Source organism: Streptomyces sp. NBC_00354 (assembly GCF_036106915.1).
In the GTDB taxonomy this organism is placed as follows: domain Bacteria; phylum Actinomycetota; class Actinomycetes; order Streptomycetales; family Streptomycetaceae; genus Streptomyces.
This window is the reverse complement of sequence record NZ_CP107984.1, coordinates 241,215-259,736: the sequence shown is the minus strand read 5'-3', so window position 1 is coordinate 259,736 and position 18,522 is coordinate 241,215. Positions and strand designations below refer to the sequence as shown.

The following is an 18,522-nucleotide window of genomic DNA, read 5'->3' as shown; positions in this document are numbered from 1 at the left end:
AAGGAAACGGGGCGGCTGCTGATGGTACCTCCACGCTGCGCGTGGAGGAGAGAACCGCCTCGCTGCGCTCGACGGAGGCTCGGCTTCGCCGAGCCAGGGCCGGCCCTTCGGGCCGGTGTCCTGCGCTTCGGGCCGGACAGGTTCGGGTTCCGCTGCGCTCCACCCGAACGGCCCGCTCCGCGGGCCGGGGTGACCCCGTTTCACGGGGTCCGGGTCTTCGACCCGTTGGGGTGTCCGCTCCGCTCCCACCCCGGGTCCTTCCGGCTCCGCCTCCAGGACCAGCCCGCTCCGCAACACCACGCTCTTGTGCCGCTATCCCCACATGACCAGACTTCCGACTGGCCATCTTGAAGGCTCACTCTGGGGGCGGCGTGAACACAGAAACTCTGCTTGGGCTCGGCTCAGCACTCTTCGGCGGCTCCGCCGTCGCCTTCGTCAACCATCTCGGGACTCGGGAGAAGGGTAAAGCTGAGGCCGACAAACTTCGTGCGGAAGCCGAGCAAATCCGGTTTCAGACTTCCACACACGTGAGTGCGGGGCTGAGCATCGACCCGAAGACCGAGATCCCCGGTTGGCAGGTGACCGGGAACAGGGCATTCGAGGACTACGAGGCCCTCCTCGACTCCGAGGTCACACGCCATGCCGGCTGCAGCGCCCGGATCGACGCAACGCCAAGGGCCCGGGGCTTCGCCACACTCATGCAGTCCGTCGACGCCACACCATTTCACGGACAACGGCTCCGAATGACCGCCTGGATCAGGACCGAGAACGTCCGGAAAGCCGCGATCTGGCTGCGGGTGGACGGACCCGACGGCAACATGCTCGCATTCGACAACATGTTCAACCGACCGATCAAAGGAACTACGGGCTGGTGTCCCTACAGCATCGTTCTGAACGTCGCCCCCGAAAGCCTGATGCTCGCGTTCGGCTTCATGCTGTCCGGTCGAGGCCGAGTCTGGGCAGACGATTTCTCCTTCGAAGAGGTGGGTCTTGATGTACCCACGACGCAGACCACGCCAGCCGGCTACGACTTCCTGGCAACTCCGCAGAACCTCGGCTTCGACGATCCCATCGGCCTACTCAGCTGACCCCCGTTGAAGCACTGCTGCCCGCAAATGATCACAGCACCTTCCCGCCGTGATTCCCTCCCGTTCGGCCCCCAGCCACCGCCGGGGACCGGGGGCCGCAGGCAGAAGAGTCGGGGGCTTGGGCCGGCCCCTGACCCCCAGGCAGGCCGAACCACGGCCGGAAGCCCGGGAAGCCTCCTCCCAGATACCCAGCGCTTCAGAATGCTTCAAACTGAGGACCCGGATAGAGAATGGACCACGCCCCACCACCCATGCGGGCCTACGGTCTCAACCGGACCCCATCTGGGGGGGACCGCCCGGAGCCAAGCCCTGCGCCTCTGAACGCCCCCGACTGGGCGTCTCTAGGCTCCTGAACTGCACAGATATCTCAGAGGCCTCCGAGGGCAGGAACGGCTCACACGCGAGAGTACAGCCCCACGGGCCGCCATTCGAGGCCCCACCAACCACTAAAACACACCAAACTGACGGACCATCAGGAGTGATCTGAAATTCAGTGCGCCGCACAAAGAAATTCATCCGGGCCTCCGGAGAACTATTGAATAACGCCACGAATTCCGTGTCACTGGTCCCGCAGGCAAATTCTGCTCAGTCTCATCTCAACGGGCGCCAGGGTGACGGGCAGTCCACGGCGGGGCACCGGAGACCGGACTTGCGGGGCTAGCTCGCGCGCTGCGCATCCTCAAACCACAACGGCGAGCACCCCCTGAACGGCGCCCTGTCAAGGCCTCGCGAATCCGCGCCATCGACTCACCAGACAGCCTCCGAACAGGCACGGAACGCAAATTCGCGAGAACTCGACCCCCGCCGGCCGGACTCGCACAGTTGCCCTCGCACCCAACCAACCAGCCCGACTCCGGGCCCAAGGAAAGGATCACCATGTCCGCCAACGCGTCCACCCAGACCGAGACGAGCCAGACCACCGAGACCAACGCGCAGCAGCTGACGCGGCTGCGGCGGCAGCGAGACGCACTCATCGGAGTGCTCGGCTTCTTCCTCGCCATCGGCGCGCTCCTGGCGGTACGGCTCGCACCGTCCTGGGCCAACCCCGTAGCCACCGGGGTCAGCACCGCCGGCGTATACGCCGCAGTAGCCGTCCCCTACCTCCTCCGACGCCGGTGAACGCCACGCACGGCTACGGGGCCGGCCCTAGTGGGACGGCCCCGCGCTGGTGCTCAGATCATGCGGCCAGCGTTGATGCCAGCGGCGGTGTCCTGAGTATGGACTCCTCGTTAGCCCACCTGACGTACGCCCGGAGAGCATCCAGAAGCGGGTGGGCGTTGTCGACCATGGTCAAGGAGGTGTGACCCAGCGGTCTTCCCCAGACCTTGTGCCAGGCAACGAACCAGTCGCCTAGACCTTCGAGCGGCACCTCACAGGCGGCGAGAAAGCCGATGTACTGCCCAATGTCCGCGGGCAGGGTCCGCCCTTTGACGATGCGGTGTGTAGTACTGCGTGACAGGACGAAACCGCCACACCGCGCAACCACCGTCCGCAGCGGCGGGCGCCCCGCGGCCGTGTAAGCGTCCCGCAGGGCCCGACTGAGGTCGGCTCGGTCGAAGAAAAGGTCCGGCCTCGGCGAGGGGGTCGAGCGAGGGCGGCGCGCCCAGGCCTTCTCGGCCAGGCCCAGCAGTTCCCGGGCGTGCTCGTATTCCGGCCCTGGTGGGACGTCGCAGGCCCGCAGGTAGTCACGCACATGTCGCCACTCCGGCACGACCTTGCCAGACGTCGCGCGCTTCAGTGTGGAGGCCCCCCAGATGCTGCGGGCCGCCAGCGTCACGTACGGGATGCCGCTCCGCTTCCCGCGGAGGAACTCGGCCAGGTCGCCCAGTTCGGGCACCGTGCGATCCACCGGCGCTTCGGGGCGACCCCGCCGCCCGGCCACTAGTCCAAGCCCCCGTTGCCGGGGCTGCCGAAGGCAGCGGTCAGCAGCCGCCGCAGCAGACCGGCCTGGCCGCTCTTGCCGCCCTTGACGGTCGAAGCGACCAGGACGGCCACGCCGACCGCGCCGGCGCCGCCCAGCAGGACGAGGATGTCCTGCACGGGCATGTGCGCGACCACGCTGAGAAGGACCGCAGCCCCGAGGAACGCATTGATCACGAAGGCATGCGCCATGCCGAAGCGCATGCCGGAGGTCGGGGCGGACGCCCCGTCGAGGGAATTCACGTAAGGCTCCTGACGGAATGGCCGGGCGGCGACCACGCGGGCCGCCGACCGGCTGCTACTGGCTCCAAAACGCCTGTCCCACTGGGCGATTGGCGTCACCCGAGCAGCGGGACAGAGCTACTGCGGCCCCAACGATTCCAGCCCCTAGCCCCGTTACGCCAAGAGGACCGAATTGGCTCCGAAGAAGCCCAAAGAATGTGAACAAGTGAAAACATGCCCGAACGTGCTCTGACCTGCGTTTTTGTGGCCGAGTCTGCCCCTTGGGGCCAATTGGCCCAACTTCCGTCCCAGGCCAAGTGCTTCTGCGGCCTAGGCCAGACCCGTAGCCTCGCTTTTCGTGCGCGCGCTCAAGTACGCGCGACGCGCGAATGCGCATGCGCGTATCTATGAATGCACGCATGCATACAGGCGCCCTGACTGCTACTGGCTCCAACCGCAGCAACACCAGGGACAACCGTCGGTCATGTTGGCGCATGGTCGACACGAAAGCCGGTGAGCGCATCCCGCGATCATCGGCTTTCGCCGCATCCCGAAGCCTCCACCCGCCCCCAGAAGCCCTCCTGAGCCCCTTTCAGGCCCAGCCTGGACTTCTTCCCCAGCTGTGGCGCACACGACGCCCAGGCGGCCGCACAGGGCCCTTCCTGGGCGTAAGCGCCGCAAGACCTCGGGCGAACGCAACGCGACGCCACAGCCGCACCACCCACGGCCCGTCGTCAACGGCGGCGCAGGGCGAGCGCCACGCCGAACGCGGCGGCCAGCGCCGAGGCCACCCCGCCCACCGCGCCGATCGGACCAACCAGGGAGCGGTGGACCACGCACAGGTATCCGGTGGCGCCCAGGACCAAGACGGCGACGATCCCCACGACCAGGAGCAGCACGGGATCGGTGCTCGGGGGCTGCAGGGCCGGCTGGTGCTGGGGCTGCTGATCGATGGTGGACATGGGGGGTTCCCTCCCGTTGTGGTCAGCGGATGATCCGCAGGTTGCGACGCGGGGCACTTAGCCCCGCAACCTCTGGGGCCGTTGCCGGACAGCCAGACAGGATTGTTATGGGGGGATGGGTCGAGAAGTCATCACCCCGGCTTCCATCCGCGTCCTCGATGCCCACCTGTCGGCCGGACAGGAAGAGGGCGGAACGGGTCTTCGCAGAGGTGGACCGCCCTCACACCCAACCGGCGCTCCCCAGCGCCGATCAAGGCCTCGATGTCCCCAGTTCAGATTGGGGACATCCGCTGCGTGGGAGATGAGCCGAGGGCGCCACACTGGCCTGATGATCGAGCGCCGCCCACTGGGCACCGGCCCCCGCCCCTCCACCGAGACCCCGCCCATGCCGGGTCCCCGCAGCCGTCTCGCGGCCGAGCTGGCGGGCGAGCAGCCGGCACAGTCCTTCTCCTCCAAGGTGCCCGCGTCCGCTCGTCGCCGTCTGGGCGCAGGGCCCGGTGCAGGCCGACCTGCGGGCGGGTGATCCGTCCGGCACGGCGGCTGTGCTGGGGTCAACCTCTATGTCCGGCTATCGCGTACATAGAGGTGTCGGCGCGCTTGACAGGCTTGCCCACCGGTTCTGACCTGCACGAACCTCCATGATCGCGAACAGGGGGGTCCTACCTGCGGCAGTACCTGCGGGGCAATGGCCGGTGCAACGGTGCAGACAACGGTGGAGCCCCCTCTCGGTGCAACCCTCCCGACCGCTCAACTGGACAGGCTTGCCCGGGCGCCAGAACGTCACCGGCGGCCGCGCCGGAACTCACCGGCCATATCTGTAGTCACCACTACAGGAACGGTGAGTTCCTGTGCCGCAGGTCAGGGCACGTTGAGAACTTGGAGCTCACCGATCGCCAGGCTCGTCTGGCTCTGTCGGGTGACGGTGATCGTGCCGGTCTGGCCGGCACCGGCCCAGGCCACGTCCCACGTGGTGGTTGCGGTGACCGGGTAGCGGCCGCCGGGGCCTGGGCGCTGGTGCGGGTGTACATGTGCCCGCAGTCCGGTGACATCTGCTTCCCGAACTCGGCCGCGTACGGGGTGCCGGGGCCGGTGCAGGTGATCTGTGCGCCGTCGCCCATGGACCACACGACGTTGCGGGCCTTGGCGGTCGCGGTGACCGTGACGGATCCGGCCGAGGCGGACGCCGTGGCCGGGCCGGTCCGGGTCGGGCCGGGCTTGTGCCACATCCACACCGGCATCCCGACCAGGCCTTTGCCGTCGGGGCGCGGCACGATCCCGATGTCCGGGCCCTTCAGGCGCAGGCGTTCGACCGCCTGCTGCGTGAGCGCCTGGACGTCGACGCCGCCGCCGGCCGGTCCGGTGGCGGACCAGCGGATGCCGCCGCGGACGTCACCGTTCCCGCTGGGGCAGGTCACCAGGTACAGCAATCCACCCGCATCACCTGGCTTCCATCCCTCAGGGGCACCGGTGCTGAACCCGCTCGGGAAGCCCCCCGCCGGCCCGACAGCCGGTTTCCAGTAACAGGAGTCCGCCGAACTGAACATGCCCATCTCGGGGATGGAGCACGGCACCTCCTGACCGTCGATCGCACAACTGGGCAAGCCCCCCTCGGAGGGGGCTTGCCCAGCCCCCGGCAGGCTTGCCCGACCCAGGCTTGCCCGGGTCCTGAGCTGTGACATCGCAGTCCAGCTTGGTCGGCGGACACACCACACCGCCGCCCAGCCCGTCCGCCGAGGCGGGGCCGGCTCAGCACGAACGGTCCCGCTCGATCACGTACGTGACGAACTGCCAGCTCCCGCCCGCCGGGCGGATTGCGGTAGAGGTCACCACGTGGCGGCGCGGCCCGCTGTAGGGCACCTCACGGCCCGTGGCGGTCTCCACCTCCCGCTGCCCGCTCGAGTCCGCGCAGTCCGTCACCGTGGCCCGCAGCGGCGCCGAGGCGGTATCCAGCACGGTCACCTTCGCGTCGCGGCGGACCGGACCCTGCATCGTCGTCTTGCCCTGCTGATGCCAGAACACCGTGGCCTGGATGTCCGCCAACGCCTTGTCCGTCGCGTAGCGGACCAGGTCGGGGTCGACCTTCGCCCAGGCGTACGAGCGCTCCTCCGCAGCCGTCAGCGCCCCGTACGCCTCCAGCACCGCCGCACGCTCCCCCGCCTGAGGATCCCGCAGCCGACGACGAAACCGCCGTAGACAGCGCCGCAGGCCCCTTCTTCCCGTCCGCACCGCCACCACAACCAGCCAGGAGCAGCACCACCGCCATGCCGCCCACCTGTAACGCCCGCCGCTCCTCCCACACTCACGTGGTGGTCGCAGCGACCAGGTAGCGGCCGCCAGGCCCAGGGATCCGGCACCTGAGCCCTGTCGGTGCGGCCGAGTACCTGACCCCGATCATCTGGCCGCCGCGGGACGGCTGCAAGCTCCAGCTGCAAATACTCGGTGGGGTGACATTTAGCCAGCCCCCGGCTGGAATTCCCTCTCTGACAATTCGGCCACCCCTGCCGGAATTAACCCTTTCAGTTAGATGGATACGCCACGTTTTGCCCATTTCCTTCAACTTCCAGGAGATGTGATGCTCAAGTGAACCTCAGAAGAAAATAATTCCGCTTGCCCGGCCGTTTTGAATGTGGAACGGTAATAGGCGTAGGGGGCGAACGCACCCCTACCGACCCAGGATGGGAAAGCATGGTGTCGGCTTAATGCCCACCCATGGTTCCCGAATACCACCTAAGGTGTTTAGCAACAGAGAGCAAGTGATGAAGTTGCTGAAGAATATTTCAATTCGTCGGGCCGCTGTCACCCCGGCACTTGGAGTGTTGCTGGGCGGTCTCGTCTCGCTCAGTGTCGGGACGGCCGCATCAGCCTCCGAAGCCGGCGCTACGGCCAGGCCCAGCGGCTGCTACTCAGCGGTTTCTAACACGTGGGGAACAGAAGCCAACTGCAGCAACCACAACGGCGGTTCCTACCGAGCCATTGCCGTATGCACTGAAGCCGAGTCCGGAAAGGTGCAGCACTTCTACGGCAACTGGAAGCAGCGGGGGCCGTCCTTCGCGTACTGCAACGGCGCCTACCGATCCACTTCCGCAGGCATCGAGACGTCCGTCAGCAACAACACCTGAGAACGATCCGCTTAAGAAGGAAAGAAGAAATGAAGAAGCTGTACACGGCACTGCTCGCTGGAACGGCCATGGCATTCATCGGGCTCCAGGGAGTGGCCACTGCCGCCCCCACAGAATGGCCGACCGGGTGCGTCAATTACAAGTCGCCGCTTGGCGGCGGCTGGGTAGCACAATGCAGCGACAGCAATGGCGGTCATTACAAGGCAACCGCTATCTGTAAGGCTTGGGACGGCGGCGCTCTCATCAATGTTGATTCGGTGGCCTGGAAGAACAACGGCGACCCCTCCTTCGCCGCCTGCCCGCCGCACACTTCTATCCAGAGTGGCGGCATCGTCACACGGTCCTATTAGTAGGTCGTGTCGTGGTCTGCACATAGAAACTCGGCTCCTCTGACCACCCGCGCGCCCATCGGCCCCCGGGGACCCGCCCACACGGACGGGACCCCGGGGGCCGCCGCACATCCCGCCACGCCAACCGACGGCCCCTCGTCGGGCCGCGCCGCTTGGTGCCACTCCTTCTTAGTTAGGACTCGATGTCGATGTAGTCGACGTCGGTGAACTCCAGCAGCACCCCATCCGCGCGGCTCCCGACGTCCCGGAAGTGCATCTCCCCAAGGCTTGCGGCGGCGAGCTGCTGGAGCTCGACCTCAGAGGCCCCGGCGCCATGGGCGGCAAACAACCCCACGGCCGCCGCACCGCCAGCCAGCCAGCCAGCACCGCACCACGCCTCCCCGACTCGTGATCACGCCACGCCAACGACACGCAGCCCCACAATCACCAGGAACTCCAGCCAGCCAAATCCCCCCACCCCCACACCACCCTCAACCCACTCCCCCACCCCCCTCCCACCTAATAAGTCCGGCTAGTCACCACCTGCAAAACAGGCCCTGACCAGGGCCGATGCAGGCAGGCCGCGGAAACCGCTTCCCCCCATGGTTCCCCCCATGAGTCCCCCCGTGTCTCCCCCTATGGTTCCCCCCATGTCTCCCCCTCGGAGGACACGCCACCGGGACCCCTCCCGCGGTGCCGGCGGCGACAGCCGGCCCCACCCCGGGCCAGCCGCTGCGGTCAGGTCGCCCCTCTGATCGCGGCTCTGATCACACTCCTGGTCGCGTCTCTGGTCCTACCTCACGTCGCGCCCCTGGTCGCACCGGGCGACACCTGCCGAACGCATGAACGCCGAGGTCAGCCCGGCAAATCAGTGGGGCGCCGGGCGCCGACTACTTCCGTACGGGCCCCCTTCCCGCGCCCGGCGGCCGAACCGGCCCGGTCCCACCGGGCCCTGGCCGGCTCCCGGGTCGTGCTGAGCCTGTCGCGTCCGGCCGCACCCCCGAGGGACCGAACCTCCCCACCCCAGGTCACAAGGCCCGTGCCGCGCCGACAGGCGGCCCACACGACTGGCTCCCACGGACATCTCCAGGGGCTTCCCGTACACGCGTGCACGCATTTAAGGAGGCTTTCTTGGCACATGGGTACACAGCAGGGCACGGGTCGGCGTCAGAAACGTGGCCGCGCCTAAATCGGAGTGCTGGGAACGCCACCGTCTTGTGATACTGCTCCGATGATCAACCTGCCTACCGCCGCGCTGGACTCGTTGTCCGGGCTCGCCTTCGGTGATGCCTTCGGTGACCGCTGGTTCGGCATCCTGCGCCGCGAAGGCCCGGCAGCCTTGGAATCACGGATCCTGCCTCCGGAGCCGCTCTGGCGGTGGAGCGACGACACCGCCCAGGCGCTCGTTCTCGTCCGGGAACTCGCCGAGGGCGGCGGCACCGTCGACCAGGACCGCCTCGCCCTGCGCCTCGCCGAGGCCTACGCCGACGACACGCACCGCGGCTACGGAGCCTCAATGCACGACGTGCTCCGCCGGATCGGCGCGGGCGAGCCCTGGCGGGAGGTGGTGGCCGGACAGTTCGGCGGCCAGGGCTCCTGGGGCAACGGTGCAGCCATGCGCGTTGCCCCGCTCGGCGCCTGGCACGCCGCCGACTTCGACACCGTCGCCGAGCAGGCCGCTGGGCAGAGCGCGGTCTCACACCACCACCCGGAGGCCGTCACCGCGGCGGTGGCGGTCGCGGTGGCCGCGGCGCTGGCCACCCGCAGCCGGGGCGAGGTCGCCCCGGCGCGGCCGGAGTTCCTCCAGGCCATCGCCGAACGGCTCCCCGTCGGCGATGTCCGGTCCGGGGTGCGGATCGCGGCCCGGCTGCCGGAGCACACCTCGGTCCGGCATGCTGCGGAGGTCCTGGGCTCTGGCTACCGGATGTCAGGGCCCGACACGGTTCCCTACGCCCTGTGGTGCGCGGCAGGGCATCTCGACGACCTGCACGAGGGCCTGTGGTTCACCGTCGCCGGGCGCGGCGATATCGACACCACGTGCGCCATCGCGGGCGGGGTCATCGCCGCTCGAACGGGCGTCGAAAACCTTCCGCCCACCTGGCACGCAGCCCGTGAACCGCTGCCCCCGGCCGTGTCGAAGTAAGAACTCATGCCCGGGGCCAATCAGCCAACCGCCTGCGGAGGTCAGTGGGTCGTTCATCGTGGGTCGGTACGGGCGGGTCGTCGCCGGCTCACGCTCCGAACTCAAGCTCCAGATCTTCCGCCAGTTGGACACCCTGTGCAGCCACCGGCTGGCCCGGTCCCGGTCGTGACGCGGCGGCTCCCGCCCGAGAGGGGAGCCGCGGCTCGTCCGGCCGTGGGCCTGACCTGGATCTTGATGCCAAGTGTCCTTCTTTTTCGCCAACTGCAGTCCTTGGTCACACCTGGACAGCGTCAGTGCCCGGCTTCCGGATGCCAGAGCCTGCCGACGTAGCGGATGAGGGCGGTGGTGAACTCAGAGTGCGGCTGGTCGGTCATGGGTCCAAGGATGCAGAGCGGGATGCGGCGATCCGGCCGGCGGTGAATGCCTCGGGGGTAGACCCAGCCCGCGGGACGGGCGATGGCCAGGCTGGCGGCGTCGGTGGAGCGAACATGCAGCGCCCTGTACTCGTACGGCATGTCGCAACGGAGCGCCTGCACGGTGACCATTTGGATCTGCTCCCAGCCGACCGCGCGGCGGAAGGCGCCAGTGGCGATGATGTCGTGCGGACCGATGCTGAGGGACCAGGGGGACCCCTCCCTCTCGTAGCGGCTCCTGACCACGCCAGCCACCAACACGATGAGATACACGACCGCAAATAACCCGGCGCCGGCGCCCGCCAACCCGGCCACGCTCCCCACACTGGGACTGGTCTCGGTGCGTTGAAAGGCACCAGTCCCCAGCCCGACAGCGAGGCCGACTGCCGTGATCGCCCACAGAACCGCGCATACACGCGACGCACGGGAGATGTGCGCACGGGACATTCGCGCGTAGTCGGTGATCGGCTCCCGGCCGGTCCAAGAAATCTCGAAGGGGCCGTCGGGAGTGGGTAGCCGCTGGGTGGGCGGCGGAGTGGTGATGCGAGGCGGCACGCGGGTCACGGTGATCGCGGCGGCGGTGCCGAGAGAGTCGAGGGCGATGCGGAGCCGGCCAGGTGCTCGTGGACGGCCTCGGCCGTCTGGGGGCGCTGGTCGGGGTCGCGTTGGCGCAGTTCAGCGACGAGCTGGATCACCGCAGGCGGCAGCTCGGGCCGTAGTGTGCGCGGCGGGCGGCCTGCGGGCTTCGACCGCTACGACACGGAAATGGCAGTCGCGGGCTGAAAGGCCCGCCGGTCAGGCGACCTCCTGGCGCTCGGGCGCCTTCCGCGTCTTCACGCCGCCGACGATGAGTGCCAGCCCCACGACGACGACGCCGAGGTAAGCGGTGGACGGAAGGTCGACGACCTTGTGCATCCAGCCCCACTCCGTGCCGAAGAGGGTCTGCGAAGCGAAGCTGACAAGCCCCTGGGCTCCTATGACGTAGCCGATGCTCTCGACGGTGTATCCGATGGTTGTTCGCACGGATCAATCCTCCCGCGGCGGTGCCGCAAGATCGTCCTCCACAGGGCCGAAAACACAGTAGGCCAAAGGATGCAGTCGCTTGCGGAGAGCACCGGCACAGCACCCCGCAGCGGCAGAGGAGTGGTCGACACCAGACTGGCTGTGTAGGTGAGTTTCGGCTCTGGCTCAACTGCTGCGGGAAGCGTCCCTGGTGCGCCTGACCTGCTCGTTCCCCACGCTCAAAAGCCCTGCCCGCTGCTGGCGGTCCACACCCGGTCCACTGGACTGGCATCCGGCCCTATGAGTGTTGGGAGCCGCCGATCGTGTTGCTGCTGCTCGCTTGGTTCGAGTAGTTCGTACCGACGCTGCCGTAGTTCGTGATCTCTTGTCCGAAGTTGGAGGCTGTACCGCTGTGCGCCTCGGCGTCCCAGGTGCTTGTGCTCCCGGAGGAGGAGCTGGAAAGCGCAGTGCTGCCCCGAGCGCTGGCTCCGGCCGGGTCGTCCGCCTGTGCCGGCGCGGAGAGCCCCAGCGAGGCAACGGCCAAACCAATCACTGCAAGGGTTCGCTGTGTGACATCCATGCAATGATCAACGATCGATGACGCTGACGGACACGTCGCCTGGCACCGCCGTCGCACGCCAGGCGGGGCGGCGGCAGAACATGCCACCTGTTCCCAGCCCGTCAGCGGCAGGGCCCCACACTCCTCGCCATATTCGTCACTGTGACGTGAATTGGCCCGAAGCTGGCCGTAGTTCAGCCTAGCTCTGCGATGCTGGAGGTTGATCGAGAGGGGCCGCAGCAATGCAGTGGAAGATCCACGGGGAACGTCCGATCTACGAGAACAAGTGGGTGAACCTGTGGCTCACCGACGTCGAGACGCCGGACGGGCACCGCTGGGAACACCACGTCGTCAAGCTCCGCCACCTGGCCGTGGCCGCCGTGCTCAATGACCGCCAAGAGGTCCTGATGATGTGGCGCCACCGCTTCATCACGGATGCATGGGCATGGGAACTGCCCATGGGCCTGGTCGAGGCGGACGAGACCCCCGGCGAAGCTGCCGCCCGTGAGGTCCTTGAAGAGACCGGCTGGCGTCCCGGCCCGATGAAGCCGCTGATCTACGCCGAACCGGCGAACGGCATCACGGACTCCCAGCACCACCTTTTCCGCGCCGATGGCGCCACGTACGACGGGCCGCCAACCGAGAAGAACGAGTCGGACCGGATCGAGTGGATCCCCTTGGCGAACATCCGGGGCATGATCGACCGCCGCGAGATCGTCAGCAGCGGCTCCCTGGTCGGCCTCCTCTACGTCCTGATGGACGAAGGGGTTCGCTGACCCGGCGGGGGAAGCATCGCTCGTAGACGTGCCTCGAAGGCAACCGCGGCCGGCACCTCGCGATAGGGCGCAAACTGCTCGTAGAACTCGCGAAGGTGCCCGGCCACCCGCTCGGACGACACCGCTGCGGCAGGCACCAGGGCCTCTATCGCCGTGTGGCACGCCTGGTCGAGCTTGCCCCGCTGAAGCTGCGTACGGGTCAGCCAGAAGGCATGGAACGCCCGGCCGCGCTCGTTCGCAGGATCCTCCCGCGCCAGTGCATCCGCGATCAGCGGTTCGGCAATCGCAGCTTCCCCAAGACGGCCGTGCGCAATGCCGGTGTCCACGATGAGCTTCGGCTCATCGAAGTACGTCACCCATGCCGGGTCCGGGTCGCCCTCGCGGATACGCTCGAACTGACTGTGAGCCTCGGAGATCGCGTTATGCGTCGCCTTCCGGTCCCCCAAGGTCGCGTGGGCGAAGGCTTCGCGCATGGCCAGCATCGCCCGTACTCTCGGCGTCGCCCCACTGGCGGCACGGGCCTGGTCCTGGGCAGCAGACACCAGTGCAAGCGCGTCCGCCGGCTTGTCCTGGTAGGTCGCTTGCAGGCTCATGCAGGCCAGCAAGTTGCGACCGGCCCACCCCGTGCCACCACCGAATGGGCCACTCGCGTCGCGGACCGGCTCGGTTCGGCTTCGCATGGAGGTGAGCCGCGCGCCACCGCCGCGGGAGCCTCCCTCCGACAGGACGAGCCATGCAAACCTGGTACGTGCGCACCACCTACGCCACCGGCGACCCGGCCAAGCTCGAGGGTGTGCTCGACGCGCTCCGCAGCGAGGCGCCCGGACTGCTCATCCAGAACCCCGGCTACCACCGCTTCGGGCTGTTCGCGGACGGGGATCTCGGCAAGATCCTCATGGGCTCGTGGTGGGAGAGCGAGAGCGCTCGGGCGGAGAGCGATACGCGGCTGCGCGAGCGCCGTCTGGAGCTTCTGGCGCCCTTCGCAGACACCGTGACCGCCGACGACTGGGAGGCCGTGTCGTACACGCCCGCGCCCAAGGTGGCGCCGGGCATGTGGATGCGGACCGGGTACGTGGAGTTCGACCCGTCCGACGCGCCCGCGTACCGGCAGACGTTCGAGGAGCTGGGCCGTCCCCAGCTGGAGGCCCTGGACGGTGCGGTCAGCGCGACGCTCTTCCTGAACGCTGCGGCGGGGCGCGCGCACGTCGGCGCGCTGTTCCGCGACAAGGCCGCGCTGGTCGCGACGCGGGGGCCGCAGTCGGCGATCCGCGGCGCGTCCCTCAAGAAGCTGAACGCCAGGTTGCTGAGCCTGGAGGAGTTCGAGCTGATCATGGCGCACCGACCGTAGGGGTAAGGAGCGCCGCGGATGGCCCATCTGGCCAACTGCACGCTCGCTCGCTTGCTTACCTCGGCACCCAGCTGTCGAAAGGTTCGTAGCGAGCGCCGTCCACGGGCCAGGACCACTCCGCACACTCGCTGCCGATCACGATCTCCCAGTTGCCCGGATCAGGGTGGCCGGCCAGGAAGTAGTACTCGCTGCTGTGTTCGTCGTGGCCCCAGCGGATGAGGCCACCAGGGTCGGGGTGGAAGGGGAAAGGGTAGAGGTCCTCCCACCCCCTCCGTGCCTCGCGCCAGCTGTCCAGGGACCAGAACTCCTCTAGTTCGGCAGGGGTCATGAGACCCGTCGGCCGGTCCAGGTGGAGGTACCCGTCGAGGGTCCCCGGCCCGTACACGTCCCTCGCTCCCGATATGTGGTGGTGGCGAGCATCATCAGGCCTCCCGCTGACAACACCGGCGGCGGGGCGCCGTCGTGGTGCGTGGTGCGTGGCCGCGGTTCAGCTGGCTAGGCTGCGAGCACGGGGTAGTCGGTGTAGCCCTCCGGCCCCTGTACGTGCATCAGGAACTCCGGACGGATCTCGTTGAGCGGTGCGCCCGTGCGCAGCCGCTGCACGAAGTCGGGGTTGGCGAGGAAGCCCCGGCCCAGTGCCACGAGGTCGGCGCCCTCGGAGAGCAGGCGTTCGCCCCGGCGCTTGCCGCCGTCGGCCGCGACCTCCTCTCGGGAGAGCGCCGGGTTGGCGATCAGGGTGCCGGGCCAGTCCCGGCGGATCTGTGCGAAGGCCGGCCGGTCGGGGTCGGCGTGGACCTGGTGCAGGTAGACCGGCGTCAGGTCGGCCAGGGCTTTGACCAGCGCCGGGTAGATCTCCTCGGTGTCGCCCTCCTCGATCCCGTTGACGTCCAGTCCGGGCGAGATGCGTACGCCGACCCGCTCCGGGCCGATGGCCTCGGCGACGGCCCGGACCACCTCGACGGTGAACCGGATGCGGTTCTCGACGGAGCCGCCCCACGCGTCGGTACGGCGATTGGTGTTGCGGGAGAGGAACTGGTGCAGGAGGTGGCCGTTGGCGGAGTGCACCTCCACCCCGGCGAAGCCCGCCTCGACGGCGCCCCGGGCCGCGTTCGCGAAGTCGGCCACCGTGGACCTTATGTCCTCGGCGGTCATCGCGCGCGGTACAACGCCGTCCCGGAGGCCGCCGGGGGTGTGCAGCTGCTCGGGGAACGGCACCGCGGACGGGGCGAGCGGTACGTACCCGCTGGTCTCGGGGTGGCCGACCCGGCCGCCGTGCTGGAGCTGGAGGAACATCCCCCCGCCACCTGCGGCCCGCACGGCCTCGGTGACCCGGCGCCAGCCGGCGATCTGCGCCGGGGTGTGGATTCCGGGGATGTGCGGGTAGGTCTGCCCGACGGCGTTCGGGGTGCTGGCCTCGGCGATGATCAGGCCGGCCGAGGCGCGCTGTGCGTAGTACGTGGCCATGAGTTCGCCGGGGATACCGTCGGCCCCGGCGCGGTTGCGGGTCAGCGGGGCCATCACCAGGCGGTTGGGCAGTTCCAGGCTGCCGAGGCGGGCGGATTCGAAGAGGCGGGAAGCGGCGGGACCGTGCTGTGTCTGCGTCATGCCGGTACGGTAAAAGCTGACACTGATGTCAGATTCAAGAGCTGGGGTGGGGCATGCGGATCGGCGAACTGGCTGCGCGCACCGGGGTCGGCGAACGTTCGCTGCGCTACTACGAGGAGCAGGACCTGCTGGCTTCGGACCGGACGCCCGGCGGGCACCGGGACTTCCCCGAGCGGGCGGTCGACCGGGTCATCCGGATCCAGGAGCTCTACGCGGCCGGCCTGCACAGCGCGAAGATCGCGCAGATCCTGCCCTGCATGCGGGATGAGGACGGCGGCCCGTCGGTGCGCGCCACCCCGGCCCTGGTCGCCGAACTGGCCACGGAGCGGGACCGGATCGACCGGATGATCGGCGATCTGATCCGCTCCCGCGAGGTGCTGGACGAAGTGATCGAGGCGGCGGCCGGCCGCACGACGGCCGCCTAGCCAGTACTGCAACGGTCTTTGGCGTGAGTGTTGGGCGGTTTCGCACCATCGGAGCGCCCTCGCCGGATCAGGCGTTCGCACAGGTTCTCGCGGGCCCGGATGGTGCCTACACCAGGGTCTCGGCTGGCATTCTGGCGGCGTGCAGCCGCTCCCGCCTGTGACGCCCGACGCCCCCGTCCGCATATGCGACCCGCTCCTCACCCAGGAGTGGCTCGATCTCGCCTTCATCCACTGGGCCGTCGACCCAGGGGTCATGGCTCCGCTGCTGCCGCGCGGGACCGTGCCCGATACGCACGACGGGGTCGGTTACGTCGGCCTCGTGGCGTTCCGGATGCACCGGGTCGGGTGGCTGCGGCTGGGCGGAGTGCCGTACTTCGGGTCGTTCCCCGAGACCAACGTGCGGCTGTACTCGGTCGACGCCCACGGGCGGCGCGGCGTCGTGTTCCGGTCGATGGACGCGTCACGGCTGGTCCCGGTCGTGATGGGGCGGGTCGGCTTCCGGCTGCCCTACCTGTGGTCCCGGATGAGCGTCCGCACCGACGGCGACACCGTCCACTACGCCAGTTCCCGCCGCTGGCCCGGCCCGCGCGGGGCGCACAGCCGCATCACGGTGGCCAGAGGTGAGCGCATCGAGGAGCCCACCGGGCTGGAGCACTTCCTCACCGCCCGGTGGGGCATGCACAACGCCTTCTTCGGCGGAGCGGCCTATCTGCCGAACGACCACCCGCCCTGGCCGCTGTACCGGGCGGAACTGCTCGCGTGCGAAGAGAACCTGCTCGCCTCGGCCGGCATCCCGACACCGCGGGAGGCCCCGGTCAGTGTTCTGTACTCGCCCGGAGTCGCTGTACGGCTCGGTCGGCCGTCCCGGGCCGCCGCCACCGTCCCGCAGCCGCGCCGGCCGCTCTAGCGCCGTCGCGTCACCTTCGGCGGACGCGTTGTGGCTCAGGTGGTGGTTTCCGAGGGTGTTTCGGGTTTCGTGTAGAGGACGTCGCGGGCCTGTTCCGCTGCGCGGGCGATGCTTTCGGAGACGAAGTCGACGAAGCGGGCGATGTTCTCGAGGCGGGTGGCGGCCAGGGTGCCGGGGCCGAGGATGCCGACGCCCTGCCGTGCGGTCTCGGCGAGCTGTGCGGTGCCGCGGGCGCTGGCCATCATGGACTGGTACCAGACGTCGTTGTCGACGACGTAGCGCTCGCGGCGGCGTTCGTCGCGTTCCCGGCGGACCAGGCCCTGGCCCTCGAGGAAGGCGATCGCCTTGGAGATGGACGCCGGGCTGACCTGGAGGCGCTCGACGAGTTCGGACGCGGTGAGGCTGCCCGCGTCGGTGATGTAGAGGCAGGCCAGCACCCGGGCCATCATCTTGGGCGTGCCCGCCTGCATGAGGACGGTGGTGAACGTCTCCTCGTACTCGCGCACCGCCTCGGCATCGCGGCCGTGGGTCTGCGCGGGTGCCTTCGGGTCGCGGGGCGCGGCCTGCCTGCGGCGGTGCGCGCGGTGTTCGGTGGCCCGGTGGGCCAGGTCCGAGCGGTAGCCGGCGGGGCCGCCGTTGCGCATCACCTCACGCGTGACCGTCGACGTCGGACGGTCCAGACGCCTGGCGATCTCCGCGTAGGCGAGGCCGTCGGCCAGTCCCAGCGCGATCTGCTGGCGTTCCTGCTGGGTGAGTCTGCCTCCCGGCATCGCGGGCTCCTTCGCGGTCTGTCGTGGCTCAAGGGCGTCTCTAGGCCGTCAGTATAGCGTTCACCCGCAATTCATTGCAACGTGTGGGGTGGGGCACGTTGCATTAGATTTCAGCCCATTGCAACGAATTCTTGGCCTCTACCTGCACTGATGGAGATTTTGCGCAACGAACACGTTGCCAGATCTGTGAATGCAACGTAGCTTTTCCATCATCAGAAACAGCGGGCCGAGAGAGCGCGCTACATAAACAGGAGAGAACCATGCAGAAGTTCGACACCCCCGCCCCGATCTCCACCGTCCTCGACATCCCCGCCGGACACATCCGGTTCATCGCCGCCGACCGGGACAACACCACCGTCGAGATCCTGCCCGCCAACGCCTCCAAGAGCCGTGACGTGAAGGCCGCCGAGGAGATCACCGTCACCTACACCGACGGTGTTCTGCGGATCGAGGCCGCACCGGCCAAGAACCGGGTCCTCGGCTCTTCCGGGTCGGTGGAGGTGACCGTCCAGCTGCCCGCCGGCTCCCGCGTCGAGGCGAAGGCCGCCAGCGCCGAACTCCGCGGCGTCGGACGCCTCGGCGACGTCTCCTTCGAGGGCGCGCAGGCCACGGTCAAGATCGACGAGGCCGCGAGCGCCCGTCTGACCCTGATGTCGGGTGATGTCTCGCTCGGCCGTCTGGGCGGGGACGCCCAGATCAGCACCAAGAAGGGCGACCTCCAGATCACCGAGGCCATGCGCGGCACGGTCACGCTGCGCACCGAGGCCGGCGAGATCACGGTCGTTGCCGCCCGCGGAGTCTCCGCTGCCCTGGACGCCGGCACCACCTACGGCCGGATCAACAACTCGCTCCAGAACACCGGCGGCACCCCGGACCTGAACATCCACGCCAGCACCTCTTACGGCAACATCACCGCCCGCAGCCTCTAAAGGGA

General features: G+C 68.6%; 22 protein-coding genes and 1 pseudogene. 11 read left to right on the top strand and 12 right to left on the bottom strand.

The window, feature by feature from the left end; translation table 11 throughout:
• Nucleotides 1–371 precede the first annotated feature (371 nt).
• Nucleotides 372–1,088, top strand: a complete 717-nt coding sequence (locus OHT74_RS42005; RefSeq protein WP_328623647.1) for a hypothetical protein — start codon at nucleotides 372–374, stop codon at nucleotides 1,086–1,088.
• Nucleotides 1,089–1,964: 876 nt separating this feature from the next.
• Nucleotides 1,965–2,207 (top strand): hypothetical protein, encoded by a 243-nt coding sequence (locus OHT74_RS42000; protein ID WP_328623646.1) that lies wholly within the window; start codon nucleotides 1,965–1,967, stop codon nucleotides 2,205–2,207.
• 58 nt (nucleotides 2,208–2,265) lie between these two features.
• Here the strand turns inward: OHT74_RS42000 and OHT74_RS41995 are convergent, their stop codons facing one another.
• From OHT74_RS41995 to OHT74_RS41985, 3 genes are all read right to left on the bottom strand, one after another.
• Nucleotides 2,266–2,925, bottom strand: a complete 660-nt coding sequence (locus OHT74_RS41995) for a hypothetical protein (RefSeq protein WP_328623645.1) — start codon at nucleotides 2,923–2,925, stop codon at nucleotides 2,266–2,268.
• Nucleotides 2,926–2,969: 44 nt separating this feature from the next.
• Nucleotides 2,970–3,251: a hypothetical protein gene (locus OHT74_RS41990; RefSeq protein ID WP_328623644.1), complete on the bottom strand. Its 282-nt coding sequence runs from the start codon at nucleotides 3,249–3,251 to the stop codon at nucleotides 2,970–2,972.
• Between the two features lie 713 nt (nucleotides 3,252–3,964).
• Nucleotides 3,965–4,192 carry a hypothetical protein gene (locus tag OHT74_RS41985; RefSeq protein ID WP_328623643.1) on the bottom strand — a complete coding sequence of 76 codons (228 nt, stop codon included), beginning with the start codon at nucleotides 4,190–4,192 and terminating at the stop codon, nucleotides 3,965–3,967.
• Nucleotides 4,193–4,520: 328 nt separating this feature from the next.
• Here OHT74_RS41985 and OHT74_RS41980 point away from each other — a divergent pair, with 328 nt between their 5' ends.
• Nucleotides 4,521–4,715 (top strand): hypothetical protein, encoded by a 195-nt coding sequence (locus OHT74_RS41980; RefSeq protein WP_328623642.1) that lies wholly within the window; start codon nucleotides 4,521–4,523, stop codon nucleotides 4,713–4,715.
• Between the two features lie 304 nt (nucleotides 4,716–5,019).
• On the opposite strand, the gene OHT74_RS41975 is transcribed toward OHT74_RS41980, so the two are convergent.
• Together OHT74_RS41975 and OHT74_RS41970 are read right to left on the bottom strand one after the other, a co-directional pair.
• Nucleotides 5,020–5,607, bottom strand: coding sequence for an ATP/GTP-binding protein (locus tag OHT74_RS41975; RefSeq protein ID WP_328623641.1), 588 nt, complete (start codon nucleotides 5,605–5,607; stop codon nucleotides 5,020–5,022).
• Nucleotides 5,608–5,938: 331 nt separating this feature from the next.
• Nucleotides 5,939–6,331: a hypothetical protein gene (locus OHT74_RS41970; RefSeq protein WP_328623640.1), complete on the bottom strand. Its 393-nt coding sequence runs from the start codon at nucleotides 6,329–6,331 to the stop codon at nucleotides 5,939–5,941.
• Between the two features lie 617 nt (nucleotides 6,332–6,948).
• On the opposite strand from OHT74_RS41970, the gene OHT74_RS41965 reads away from it, so the two are divergent.
• Nucleotides 6,949–7,311: a hypothetical protein gene (locus tag OHT74_RS41965; RefSeq protein ID WP_328623639.1), complete on the top strand. Its 363-nt coding sequence runs from the start codon at nucleotides 6,949–6,951 to the stop codon at nucleotides 7,309–7,311.
• Between the two features lie 29 nt (nucleotides 7,312–7,340).
• Entirely contained in the window at nucleotides 7,341–7,661 is a 321-nt protein-coding gene (locus OHT74_RS41960) for a hypothetical protein (RefSeq protein ID WP_328623638.1), read from the top strand.
• A gap of 172 nt (nucleotides 7,662–7,833) precedes the next feature.
• Here OHT74_RS41960 and OHT74_RS41955 read toward each other — a convergent pair whose 3' ends face one another.
• Nucleotides 7,834–7,995, bottom strand: coding sequence for a hypothetical protein (locus OHT74_RS41955; RefSeq protein WP_328623637.1), 162 nt, complete (start codon nucleotides 7,993–7,995; stop codon nucleotides 7,834–7,836).
• 876 nt (nucleotides 7,996–8,871) lie between these two features.
• Between OHT74_RS41955 and OHT74_RS41950 the strand changes: the two genes are divergently transcribed.
• The gene (locus OHT74_RS41950; protein WP_328623636.1) at nucleotides 8,872–9,783 is read left to right on the top strand and encodes an ADP-ribosylglycohydrolase family protein; all 912 of its coding nucleotides are present in this window, start codon (nucleotides 8,872–8,874) and stop codon (nucleotides 9,781–9,783) included.
• Between the two features lie 290 nt (nucleotides 9,784–10,073).
• Here OHT74_RS41950 and OHT74_RS41945 read toward each other — a convergent pair whose 3' ends face one another.
• The gene (locus OHT74_RS41945; protein WP_328623635.1) at nucleotides 10,074–10,511 is read right to left on the bottom strand and encodes a hypothetical protein; all 438 of its coding nucleotides are present in this window, start codon (nucleotides 10,509–10,511) and stop codon (nucleotides 10,074–10,076) included.
• Nucleotides 10,512–10,991: 480 nt separating this feature from the next.
• Entirely contained in the window at nucleotides 10,992–11,219 is a 228-nt protein-coding gene (locus tag OHT74_RS41940) for a hypothetical protein (RefSeq protein WP_328623634.1), read from the bottom strand.
• Nucleotides 11,220–11,999: 780 nt separating this feature from the next.
• Here OHT74_RS41940 and OHT74_RS41935 point away from each other — a divergent pair.
• Entirely contained in the window at nucleotides 12,000–12,533 is a 534-nt protein-coding gene (locus OHT74_RS41935) for an NUDIX hydrolase (protein ID WP_214352478.1), read from the top strand.
• Here the strand turns inward: OHT74_RS41935 and OHT74_RS41930 are convergent.
• Nucleotides 12,503–13,141 (bottom strand): annotated as a pseudogene (locus tag OHT74_RS41930) (hypothetical protein); the annotation flags it as partial. The gene OHT74_RS41935 and the pseudogene OHT74_RS41930 overlap by 31 nt on opposite strands.
• 125 nt (nucleotides 13,142–13,266) lie before the next feature.
• Here OHT74_RS41930 and OHT74_RS41925 point away from each other — a divergent pair.
• A complete protein-coding gene (locus OHT74_RS41925; protein WP_328623633.1) occupies nucleotides 13,267–13,881 on the top strand; it encodes a hypothetical protein in 615 nt (204 codons plus the stop codon).
• A 55-nt stretch (nucleotides 13,882–13,936) separates the two neighbouring features.
• On the opposite strand, the gene OHT74_RS41920 is transcribed toward OHT74_RS41925, so the two are convergent.
• Both OHT74_RS41920 and OHT74_RS41915 read right to left on the bottom strand, forming a co-directional pair.
• Nucleotides 13,937–14,266, bottom strand: a complete 330-nt coding sequence (locus tag OHT74_RS41920) for a hypothetical protein (RefSeq protein WP_328623632.1) — start codon at nucleotides 14,264–14,266, stop codon at nucleotides 13,937–13,939.
• Between the two features lie 110 nt (nucleotides 14,267–14,376).
• Entirely contained in the window at nucleotides 14,377–15,486 is a 1,110-nt protein-coding gene (locus OHT74_RS41915) for an alkene reductase (protein ID WP_328623631.1), read from the bottom strand.
• A gap of 53 nt (nucleotides 15,487–15,539) precedes the next feature.
• On the opposite strand from OHT74_RS41915, the gene OHT74_RS41910 reads away from it, so the two are divergent.
• Nucleotides 15,540–15,911: a MerR family transcriptional regulator gene (locus tag OHT74_RS41910; protein ID WP_328623630.1), complete on the top strand. Its 372-nt coding sequence runs from the start codon at nucleotides 15,540–15,542 to the stop codon at nucleotides 15,909–15,911.
• Nucleotides 15,912–16,050: 139 nt separating this feature from the next.
• Nucleotides 16,051–16,818 (top strand): YqjF family protein, encoded by a 768-nt coding sequence (locus OHT74_RS41905; RefSeq protein ID WP_328623629.1) that lies wholly within the window; start codon nucleotides 16,051–16,053, stop codon nucleotides 16,816–16,818.
• Between the two features lie 35 nt (nucleotides 16,819–16,853).
• On the opposite strand, the gene OHT74_RS41900 is transcribed toward OHT74_RS41905, so the two are convergent.
• Nucleotides 16,854–17,588 carry a GbsR/MarR family transcriptional regulator gene (locus tag OHT74_RS41900; protein WP_328623628.1) on the bottom strand — a complete coding sequence of 245 codons (735 nt, stop codon included), beginning with the start codon at nucleotides 17,586–17,588 and terminating at the stop codon, nucleotides 16,854–16,856.
• Between the two features lie 260 nt (nucleotides 17,589–17,848).
• On the opposite strand from OHT74_RS41900, the gene OHT74_RS41895 reads away from it, so the two are divergent.
• Complete coding sequence (locus OHT74_RS41895) at nucleotides 17,849–18,517, top strand: DUF4097 family beta strand repeat-containing protein (protein WP_266674176.1); 669 nt, start codon at nucleotides 17,849–17,851, stop codon at nucleotides 18,515–18,517.
• Nucleotides 18,518–18,522 lie beyond the last annotated feature (5 nt).